Consider the following 10595-nt stretch of genomic DNA (forward strand, 5'->3'; position numbering starts at 1 on the left):
TGCGGTTCGCGTCAAAGTTACGCGTCCCGGGCTGCCGGACGTCACTTCCGGAGGGAAATCACCCTCCGGAAGTCGATAAATCGGCAGTACGACCGCGTTTCGGCGGCCGCACCGCCCCTCGTACCGCCGCGTCGTGCCCCTCGTACCGCCCGCGTACTGCCCGCGTGCCGCTCCGGGGGCGGGCGGCGACTACTGGCCGGTGCCGCCCGAGCCGCCGGACGAGCCGCCGGCGTCCCCGATGGTGGAGACCCAGTCGCTGACGGTGGAGATGCCGTCGCCGATGGCCTCCCAGTAGCCCTTGCCCTGGGCGATCCAGTCCTGGAGCGGGGTGAGCTCCCAGACGAGCCAGCCGGCCACCACGAAGAGGACGATCATGACCAGGCAGCCCTTGAGGCAGCCGAGGCCGGGGATCCTTACCGGGTTGGCACTGCGCCGGCGGGGCTCGCGCGGGGCGGGCGGCTGCGGCTGCGGCTGCTGGGGCTGCTGCGGCGGCGCGTACTGCTGCTGCGGGGGCTGCGGGGGCGCGTACTGCTGCTGCGGGGGCTGCGGGGGCGCGTACTGCTGCGGGGCGGGCTGCTGCGGCTGCCGGTACGGCTGCGGCTGCTGTTGCGGCGCGGGGCGCTGGGGCGCCGGGCGCTGCTGCTGGTACGGCGGCTGCTGGGGCTGCTGCTGGTACCCCTGCGGCTGCTGCTGGTACTGCTGCGGCGGGGGCCCCTGCTGGTACGGCGGGGCCTGCGGCGGCTGCTGCGGGCGGCGCGCGGGGCGGCGGCGCAGCGGGTCCTCGCTGGGGTCCAGGTACTGCACCTGGGTCTGCTCGTTGCGGTCGCGGGCCGCGCGGAGCTGGGTCTGCCAGGGGTGCGGGTCCTCCGCCGGCGGGTTCGCCGGCATGGCCGGCATGACGGCGGTCGGGTCCGCCGCGCCCGCGGGCCCGCCGGCCGGCAGGACGGTGGTGGGGTCGGCGGCGCCGGCCGGCCCGCTCGTGGGCAGGACGCTGGTGGCGGCGGCCGGGTCGAAGGCCCCGGCGGCGCCGGAGCCCGCGGGCAGCACCTGCGTGGGGTCCGCCGCGCCGGGGGTTCCCGGGACCTGCGCCGGGTCCGGGTCCGGGGCGAGGAGGGCGCCGACGCCCTCCGCGGCCTCGATCTGGGCGGGCGAGGAGTGCACTCCGATGCCCGCGGCGACCGTCCGCAGAGCGCGCGCCAGGTTGACGGCGCTGGGCCGCAGGTCGGGGTTCTTGCTGAGGCAGCGCTCGATGACCGTCCACAGGGGCGCGGGCACCGTGGACGGGCGGCGCGGCTCCTCGCTGAGGTGCATGTGGAGGACTTCGAGGGCGGTGCCGCCCGCGAACGGCGGACGCCCGGTGACCAGCTCGTACAGGAGGATGCCGGCGCCGTAGATGTCGACGGCGGAGGTCTGCGGGCGACCCTCGGCCGACTCCGGCGCCACGTACGCGGGCGTGCCGACGAACTCGTGGGTGCGGGTGAGGCCCGGGGAGTCGGCGAGGCGGGCGATGCCGAAGTCGGTCAGCATCGGGTGCATGGCGCCGTCCCGCTCGGCCAGCAGCACGTTGGCCGGCTTGAGGTCGCGGTGGACGACCCCGTCGGCGTGGCTGGCGGCGAGCGCGTCGGCGATCTGCGCGGTGAGCAGAGAGGCCGCGACCGGGGTCAGCGGGCCGCTCTCCCGCAGGTAGCGGTGCAGGTCGGGGCCTTCGACGAGATCCATGACCAGGGCCAGGACGTCGCCCTCGACGACCAGGTCGCGGGTGCGCACGATGTTCGGGTGGGTGAGCCGGAGGAGCACGGACCGCTCGCGCAGGAAGCGCATCACGATGTCCGCGTCGTTGGCCAGCTCCTCCTTGAGGACCTTGATCGCGACGGTCTCGCCGGGCTGGCCGGCCACGGCCGCCTCGGCGCCCGCCGTCTCCCGCTGGCGGGCTCGCCAGACGGTGCCCGTGGCGCCGCGGCCGAGCGGCTCCTCGAGCAGGTACTTGCTGCCGATAGGCCGCACGTCACGCGCTCCCTGCTGATCGGGGTCCCGGGTGGCCGGTCCCGCTCGGTGTGGCCGAGCCGGGCCCCCGGAGGTCCTCTTGCTTCTCTCTTGTGACCCGTCCGGGTGTCCGACCCACTCTAGTGCCGCCGAACGGGTCATCGGCCGGTCGTCCACAGGCGGATTTCCGCTGTCGCGTCCGGGCCGCCGGGTGGCCGGAGGCTCTCCGCCGCCGCCCGTGCTCCCGGCCGTGATCCCGCCCGGATTCCCGCGCGGACGCCCGCCGGGATTCCGTCCGAACTTGTCCGGAAGAAGACGCTCCCCCGGTCCCGATGGTTGCCACACCGGCCCCGCGCCCCCGGTCGACCTGGCGTTTTCACGTCACCCCGGACGAGCGCCGACAACAGTTCAAGATCGCTTCGGGGTGACCCGGCGGCGGGTTGTGGGCGGCAGGTGCGAGGATGCCTCCAGCACGTCGCATCGGTGGGGTCGGGAGCCCCCGCGCCGTGCCGACCTGTACCGGGCGACGCGTCCGTGCCGGGTGGGGGGTGACACGGGGCGGTCCCCTGCCGGGCATGTCGCGCAGAAGGGACCGCTGACGGCGATGCAGATCCGGCTGACCGTCCTCGCGCCGCACGCCGGCCACGGCGCCGGCCGCGCCTGCGACGTGCTCGTCACGGCCCCCGCGGGCACGGCGCTGTCCGCCGTGGCCTCGAACCTCGCCGCCGCCGTCACCGGCCCCGACACGGCGGCCGGCACCGGCGCGCCCGTGCTGTACGCGGGCGCGGAGCGGCTCGACGCCCGCCGCTGCGTGCTGGGCGAGCCGCCCCTGGTCGACGGCGCGGTCCTCGCCCTCCAGGCCCCCGACCCCGACGACCGCTCCGGCCTCGCCGCCACCGCCTCCTCCGCCGCCCGGCTGCACGTGGTCGCGGGCCCCGACGCGGGCGGGGTGCACCTGCTGCACGGCGGCCCGATCAGGATCGGCCGCTCCGTCGAGGCGGACGTGCCGCTGGACGACCCGGACGTCTCCCGCGCGCACTGCACGGTGACCGTCGCGGAGGACGGCCGGGTCACCGTCGCCGACCTCGGCTCCACCAACGGCACGACCCTCGACGGCGTCCCCGTCGGCGACCGCCCCGTACGGCTGGGCCCCGGCGCCCTCCTCCGTCTCGGCGAGTCCACCCTGCGCCTCACGGCCCCCCACGACACCCCGGCGGACCCCGGCCCCCTCCCCACCTCCCCCGACGGCGAGGGCCACCTCCGCGTCCCCCTGGCGGCCCCCGGGGACACGGCCGGGGACACCGGCACGGGCACGCACGCGTGGGCGGGTCACGGCCCCGAGACGCACGGCGGAGCACAGGGCGTACCGCTCGCGGACGCCTGGCCCGAAGACGGTCCGGGCACGGCACCGGGTACGGACCCCGACACCTGGGCGGACGCCGGCCACGCGCGCGCGGGGGAGCCCGAGGGCGGCGACGGGGGCGCGACCCACGCGCACGTCCGCACGGCGGCCCCCTACGGCACCGACCCGGCCAACCCGGCCACCCGCAGGACCGGCCGGCGCGGGCTCGGCGCCTGGGCGCGGCGGCTCGCGGGCGGCCGCGAGGCGGACCCCGCGACGGGCGCCGTCCCGTCCCCGGCGGCCCCCGAGGCGCTCTGGCCGTCCGAGGCGCCCGACGAGACCGCCGCGCCCGACACCTGGCCCGATCCGGCGGCCGTCCTGCTGACGGCGCTCGGCCCGGGCCCCCGGCTGTGGGAGCGGACGCCGGGCCACCCCGAGGCCCTGGTCGTGCGGCTCGGCACCGCCGACCGCGCGGAGCTGTCCGGGGTGCCCGTCACCGTGGGCCTGCGCGAGGCCGGCTCCCTGGGCCTGGCCGGCCCCGCGGACCGGCTCGCCGGCCTGGCCCGGGCCGTGGTGGCCCAGCTGGCCGCGCTGCACTCCCCGGCCGACCTGGAGATCGTCCTCGTCAGCGCGGACCGCAACCGCTCCCTGGAGGAGCGGCGGCGCGCCTGGGGCTGGCTCGGCTGGCTCCCGCACACGCGCCCGGCGCACGGCCAGGACTGCCGGCTGCTCCTCGCGTACGACCGCGAACAGGCACAGGCCCGTACGGCCGAGCTGACCCGCCGGCTGGACGACGGCCCGCTGGGGCCCGGCTGGGCCAGCGCGGACCCGGCGGCGGTCGCCGAGGCGGCGGCGGCGTACGCGGGCCCCGCGACGGTCGTCGTCGTGGACGGCGACCCCGGCACGGCGGCGCTGCGCGAGACGGTGGCCCGGCTCGCCGGGGCGGGCGCGGCCGCCGGCATCCACCTGGTCTGCCTGGCCGAGGCCCCCTCGGCCTCCCCCGCGTCGCCGGTCGCCGCCACCTACGAGGCGGCGTGCGCGGCCTCCCTCGCCTTCCGCGAGTGCGGGGCCGCGGCGCTGCTCAGCGGTGACGTGGCGACGGCGCTGCGGCTGCTGCGCACCTCCGGCGGACGGGTCGCGGGCCACGGCACGGTCGGCGTCGTCGACGCGGTCTCCGTCGCCTGGGCGGAGCGTTTCGGCCGGGCGCTGGCCCCGCTGCGCACGGACGCGGCGTCGGCGAGCCCGGGCCGGGCCGCGGCGCTGCCGCCGTCGGCCCGGCTCCTGGACGAGCTGGGCCTGGCCAGAGCCACCCCGGCGTCCCTCATGGCCCGGTGGGCGTCGGCCGGCGAGGGCACGGCGGTCCTGGGCGCGGGGCCGCGCGGCCCGCTCGCCGTCGACCTCACGGCCGAGGGCCCGCACCTGCTGATCGAGGGCCCGGCGGGCAGCGGCCGCACGGAACTGCTCCGCGCCATCGCCGCCTCCCTCGCGGCCGGCGGCCGCCCGGACCGGCTCGGTCTGCTCCTCGTGGACGGCGCGGGCGGCGAACGCGGCGAGGGCCTCACGGCCTGTACGGAGCTGCCGCACGTCACCGAGCACCTGGTGGCGTCGGACCCGGTCCGGATGCGGGAGTTCGCCCAGGCGCTGGGCGCGGAGCTGAAGCGCCGCGCCGAGCTGCTCGGCGACGCCGACTTCGCCGACCGCCGCGGCACCCGCGCGCTGATCGGCCAGCGCACCCCGAGCGCGGCCGAGTCGATCCCCCCGGCCGCCCGGGCGACCCTCCGCCTCCCCGACCCGTCGGATTTCGGCGACCGCCAGAGCGGCCGCACCCTGCGCACCGGCGCGGGCGCGGTGGGCGACACCCCGCCGGGGACCCGCACCCCCTACCAGTCCCCCCGCCCCTCGGACGACCTCCCGTCCACCCCCAGCGACCGCCTCACCCCGGCCCCGCGCCAGCCCCACGCCGGCGACGTCCCCGGCACCGCCGGCGGCCGCACGGCGTACCCGGGCGCCCAGGACCTCCCGCGCACCGGAAGCGGACGGACCCCGTACCCCGGCGCCGGAGACCTCTCCGCCCCCGCGAGCGGGCGGACGGCGTACCCGGGCTCCGGCGACGTCCCCGGAGCCGCCGGCGGCCGCACGGCGTACCCGTCCGCGGGAAGCCTCCCCCGGACGGACAGCGGACGGACCCCGTACCCGGGCGCCCAGGACCTCCCCCGCTCCGGAAGCGGACGGACCCCGTACCCCGGCGCCGGAGACCTCTCCGGCCCGGCGAGCGGGCGGACGGCGTACCCGGGTTCCGAAGAGGTGGCGGGCACGGGCACCCCAGGCGGCCGGACGGCCTACCGGGGTGCCGGGGACGTCACGACGGCGTCGAGCGGACGGCTCGGGGGACGGCCGACGGGAGCGGCGGACCTCGGCGAGCGGGCCAGCGGCCGGACGCTGCGGACGGACGACGGACAGGGCCCCGTCGGCGACCGCGGCGGCGCGCGCGTGCCGCGGCCCGGAAGCGAGCAGGACCACCTCCCGTCACCGCGCCCCGCCGCGGCCAGGGTGCCGCTGCCGCGGCTCGTCGTGCTCGTGGACGACTTCGACGCCCTCGTCGCCCCCGCCCTGGGCGCCCCGGGGCGGCCCGCGGCCGGTTCGGTCGTCCGGGCCCTGGAGGCGGTGGCACGGCACGGCGAACGGCTCGGGGTGCACCTCGTCGCGACCTCCGCCCGACCCGACCGGACCGTCGACACGGATCTGGCGCACGGCGCCCGGCTCCGGGTGGTCCTGGACGCGCCGCCGAGCGCGCCGGGCCCTGACGTACCGGCACCCGGCCGGGGCCGGCTGGGGCACCCCGACGGGCGCGTGACGCCGTTCCAGGCGGGGCGCGTCACGGGCAGGATCCCCCGCACGGCGACGCTGCGGCCGACCGTCGTCCCGCTGGAGTGGGAGCGGATGGGCGACCCGCCCGCCCGCCGCCCGGTCCGGGAGCTGGGCAACGGCCCCACGGACCTGGCCCTGCTGGCCAGCGCCCTGGACCGCGCGGCCCGCTCGGTCGAGGCCACCCCGGTGCCCCCGCTCACCCACGCCTGATCCCGGCCCGGCCCGCCGACGCCCCGGCCACGTCCGCCTGACACCCGTCCCACGGCCCGGGGCCGCGCGCCTCGAGCGGGCGGGCTCCACGGCCGGACGGCAGGGGGGTCCGGGGGCTGCCCCCGTTTCAGGAGGGGCCGGGGCGGGGAAAGCCCCGCGCCGCGGACCACCGGTCAGCGGACCACCGGGCCGCGGACCACCGCGCCGCGGACCACCCCGCCGCCGGATCACCCACCCATCACGGACCGCCCCGCGCCCGGCCGAGCACCGTCCACCCGCCCGCCACGCATCGCATCGCGCCGCGCCCGGCCAGGCGCCGCCCGCCACGCCACGTCCCCCGCCGCACCCCTCAGGCGCCGCCCCCCAGCGTCCGCAGCCCCGCCACCGCCGCGCGCGTGAGGTCGTCGACGTACCCCTTCGGGGGATCCGTGCGGACGACGACGAGGCGCCAGTAGAGGGGGCCGACCACGAGGTCGAGGGCGCGGGCGGGGTCGGTGCCCTCGGGGAGTTCGCCCCGGGCGACGGCCTCGCGGACGACCTGCGCGACGACCCCCTCCTGCCCGTCGAGCAGCGCCGACCGCACCGCTTCCGCGATCTCCGGCTGCCGGGCCGCCTCGACGAGGAGCTCGGGGACGACCTGCGACGCGATCGGATGGCGCAGCGCGTGCGACGCGACGGTGAGGAGGGCCCGTACGTCCCCTTCCAGGGAGCCGGTGGCGGGCGCCGGCAGCCCCTGCGCGGCAACCGCCCCGACCAGGTCGAGGACGAGCGCCAGCTTCGACTTCCAGCGCCGGTAGACCGCGGTCTTCCCGACGCCCGCGCGCCGCGCGATGCCCTCGATGGACATCCGGGCGAAGCCGACGGCGGCGAGTTCCTCGAAGACGGCGGTCCGGATGGCCTCGGTGACGTCCTCGCGGAGCACGGCGGCTCCGGCGGGCGCCCGGCGGGGCGTGGGGGTGCTCATGAACGGCATCCTAACCAACGGTTACGTCACGACGATACGGTTGCGTTCCGACGTGGAATCGCCCTAACCTCCCCGTAGCGACGAAACGGGTCCGTCCCGACGTACGTCGCCGAACCGTCCCCCCGTCGAAAGCGCCCGCACGTGACCCTGACACTGCCGCCGCCGACCGCGGCCGCCCCCGCCCCCCCCCCCGGCGCGCCGTCCACCGAGGACCTCCAGGCCCTCGCCCGCCGCCACGGCCTCTCCGTCAGCGGCGCCCGGCCGCCCCTCCCCGCCTACGTCCGGCAGCTCTGGTCCCGCCGCGACTTCATCGCCGCCTTCGCGACGGCCCGGCTGACCGCGCAGTACAGCCAGGCCAGGCTCGGACAGCTGTGGCAGCTGATGACCCCGCTGCTCAACGCGGCCGTGTACTACCTGATGTTCGGCGTCCTGATGGACGTGCAGCACGGCGTCCCGGACTACCTGCCCTTCCTCCTGACCGGCGTCTTCGTCTGGACCTTCACCGCCAACACGCTCACCGCCGGCTCACGCGCCGTCAGCGGCAACCTCGGCCTCGTCCGCGCCCTGCACTTCCCGCGCGCGAGCCTGCCGCTCTCCCTCGCCCTGCTCCAGCTCCAACAGCTGCTCGTCTCGCTCGCCGCGCTCGTCGTGATCCTGCTCTGCTTCGGCGAGTTCCCGACCTGGAGCTGGCTGCTCGCCGTGCCCGCGATCGCCCTCCAGGCCCTCTTCGGCGCCGGCGCCTCCCTCGCGCTCGCCCGGCTCGCCGCCCGCACCCCGGACATCAGCCAGCTGCTGCCCTTCATGCTGCGCACCTGGATGTACGGCTCGGGCGTGATGTGGTCGATCGGCTCCCTGGCGCGGAGCGGCCGCGTCCCCGACGGGGTGGTCCTCGCCCTCCAGTGCAATCCGGCGGCCGTCTACATCGACCTCGTCCGCTACGCCCTCGTGGAGAGCTACACCTCGGCGAACCTCCCGCCGCACGTATGGGCACTGGCCACCGGCTGGGCGGTGCTCGCCTTCGTCGGCGGCTTCGTCTGGTTCTGGAAGGCGGAGGAGACGTACGGCCGTGGCTGACACCGGAAGCACGGCGCGGACAGCGCCCCCCACCGTCATCGCCGACCGGGTCCACGTCTCGTACACCGTGCGGACCGGCTCCGGCCCGGGCCGCGACCGCCGGGTGCACGCCGTCAGGGGCGTCGGCTTCATCGCCCGGCGCGGCGAGGCGATCGGCCTGATCGGTTCGAACGGATCGGGGAAATCCACCCTCCTGAAGGCGATCGCCGGCCTCCAGCCGGTGGAGAGCGGCACGATCCACACCCAGGGCCGCCCGACCCTCCTCGGCGTCGACGCGGCCCTGATGGGCGACCTCTCCGGCGAGCGGAACGTGATCCTGGGCGGCCTCGCCATGGGCATGACCCGGTCCGAGATCACCGCCCGCTACGACGACATCGTCGCGTTCTCCGGTCTCACCGAAGGCCGCGACGACGACCCCCTCTCCCGCCCCCTGCGCACCTACTCCTCCGGCATGGGCGCGCGCCTCCGCTTCGCGATCTCCGCGACCGCCCGGAGCCACGACGTGCTCCTCCTCGACGAGGCCCTCGCCACCGGCGACGCCCGCTTCCGGCGCCGCAGCCGCCGCCGGATCGACGAACTGCGCGCCGCCGCCGGCACGGTCTTCCTGGTCGCCCACGCGAACGCGACCATCCGCGAGACCTGCGACCGCGCCCTCTGGCTGGAGGCGGGGACGCTGCGGATGGACGGACCGGCGGAGGAGGTGGTGGCGGCGTACGAGGAGTTCACCAGGACGGGCGCCACCAAGCCGAACAAATAAGACAAACAGTCAGAAACAGACCTATGGTCGGAGCGTGACGACGCCCGATCACCCCGATCACCCCGATCTCCCCCGCGCCTCCGCCTCCTCGCCCCCCTCCCTCACCCGTTCCCCCTTCGAGTCGGACTCCTTCACGTCCGCCACCTTCGTCACCGTCGGCAGCGGCCCCGCCCTCGCGCTCGCCGCCGTCTGGCTGGTCACGCGCGTGGGCATGCTGGCGCTGCTCGCGAGCGACAGCCTCGGCATCGGCGGGGTCGGCCACGAGGTGCAGCTGCTCTACCGCCACTGGTACGGCCTCCTCGCCGACGGCACCTTCCCCCTCTCCGACCCCACCTGGCAGTACCCGCCCGGCGCCGGCCTCGTGATCATGGCGCCGGGACTGCTGATGCCCTGGCTCGGCTACACCCAGGCGTTCGTCGTCCTGACCCTGCTCGCCGACGCCGCCGTCACCCTCGGTCTCGCCGTCGCCGACCGCTCACGGCTCACCCACGGCGCCTGGTACTGGGTGTGCGCCCTGCCCCTCCTCCTCCATCTGCCGCTCGCCCGCTACGACGTCCAGGCCACCGCCCTCGCCGTCCTCGCCCTCCTCCTCTTCAAGGGCCGCTCCCCCGCCGCCCACCGGCTCGGCGGCGCGCTCGCCGGGCTGGGGGCGCTGGTCAAGGTGTGGCCGGCGCTCGCGCTGATCGGCACGCCCCGGGGACGTACCACCCGCGAGGCGTGGACGGCCGCGGCGGTCACCGCCGCCACCCTCCTCGCCGTCCTCGCGCTCTTCTTCTCCGGCTCGCTCGGCTTCCTGCGCCAGCAGGGCTCCCGGGGCGTCCAGGTCGAGTCCCTGGGCGGCACCGCCCTCGCCCTCGGCCACGCGGCGGGGCTGTGGCCGGGGACGGCGGAGATCCGCTACGGCGCCTACGAGTACGTCGGCCCGTACGTCTCCACCCTCGGCCACCTCTTCCTCCTGCTGACCGTCGCCGCCGTCCTCTGGCTCGTCCTCTGGCGGCTCCGCGCCACCCGCTGGAGCGAGGCCACCCCGCTCGACGCGGCCCTCGCCGCCGTGCTGCTCCTCACCGTCACCAGCCGGGTGATCAGCCCCCAGTACCTGATCTGGCTGCTCGGACTCGCCGCCGTCTGCCTGACCTCCCGGCGGACCGTGATGCGCCCGGTGGCGCTGCTCCTGCTCCCCGCGGCGGCCCTCAGCTCCCTCGCGTACCCCGTCCTGTACGCCGAGGTCGTCACCGGCGCCCCGGCCGGCCTGGCCGTGATGGTCCTCCGCAACGGCCTCCTGCTCGCCGCGGCCGCCGTCGCCGCCCACCGCCTGTGGCGGGCCACGGTCGCCCCCGTACGGGAGTAGCCCGCCGGAGACGCCCGAAGGGCCCCGTCGGACGCGTACGCGGCCGACG

At 77.4% G+C, this 10595-nt stretch carries 6 protein-coding genes; 4 read left to right on the forward strand and 2 right to left on the reverse strand.

Going from position 1 to position 10595, the window contains the following annotated elements; all coding sequences use genetic code 11:
* Nucleotides 1–189 precede the first annotated feature (189 nt).
* Complete coding sequence (locus tag ACFQ8C_RS25585; protein WP_383461674.1) at nucleotides 190–2004, reverse strand: protein kinase; 1815 nt, start codon at nucleotides 2002–2004, stop codon at nucleotides 190–192.
* A gap of 583 nt (nucleotides 2005–2587) precedes the next feature.
* On the opposite strand from ACFQ8C_RS25585, the gene ACFQ8C_RS25590 reads away from it, so the two are divergent.
* Entirely contained in the window at nucleotides 2588–6403 is a 3816-nt protein-coding gene (locus tag ACFQ8C_RS25590; RefSeq protein ID WP_383461675.1) for an FHA domain-containing protein, read from the forward strand.
* 349 nt (nucleotides 6404–6752) lie between these two features.
* Here the strand turns inward: ACFQ8C_RS25590 and ACFQ8C_RS25595 are convergent, their stop codons facing one another.
* Nucleotides 6753–7367, reverse strand: a complete 615-nt coding sequence (locus tag ACFQ8C_RS25595) for a TetR/AcrR family transcriptional regulator (protein ID WP_383461677.1) — start codon at nucleotides 7365–7367, stop codon at nucleotides 6753–6755.
* 141 nt (nucleotides 7368–7508) lie between these two features.
* On the opposite strand from ACFQ8C_RS25595, the gene ACFQ8C_RS25600 reads away from it, so the two are divergent.
* From ACFQ8C_RS25600 to ACFQ8C_RS25610, 3 genes are read left to right on the forward strand one after another with little or no spacing between them, the layout of a single operon-like run.
* Nucleotides 7509–8441 carry an ABC transporter permease gene (locus ACFQ8C_RS25600; protein WP_383461679.1) on the forward strand — a complete coding sequence of 311 codons (933 nt, stop codon included), beginning with the start codon at nucleotides 7509–7511 and terminating at the stop codon, nucleotides 8439–8441.
* Nucleotides 8434–9198 (forward strand): ABC transporter ATP-binding protein, encoded by a 765-nt coding sequence (locus ACFQ8C_RS25605; protein ID WP_383461680.1) that lies wholly within the window; start codon nucleotides 8434–8436, stop codon nucleotides 9196–9198. Before ACFQ8C_RS25600 ends, ACFQ8C_RS25605 begins: the two co-directional genes overlap by 8 nt.
* Before the next feature lie 34 nt (nucleotides 9199–9232).
* Nucleotides 9233–10546, forward strand: a complete 1314-nt coding sequence (locus ACFQ8C_RS25610; RefSeq protein ID WP_383461682.1) for a glycosyltransferase 87 family protein — start codon at nucleotides 9233–9235, stop codon at nucleotides 10544–10546.
* Nucleotides 10547–10595: the final 49 nt, after the last annotated feature.

This window comes from Streptomyces sp. NPDC056503 (genome assembly GCF_042794995.1).
In the GTDB taxonomy this organism is placed as follows: Bacteria; Actinomycetota; Actinomycetes; order Streptomycetales; family Streptomycetaceae; genus Streptomyces.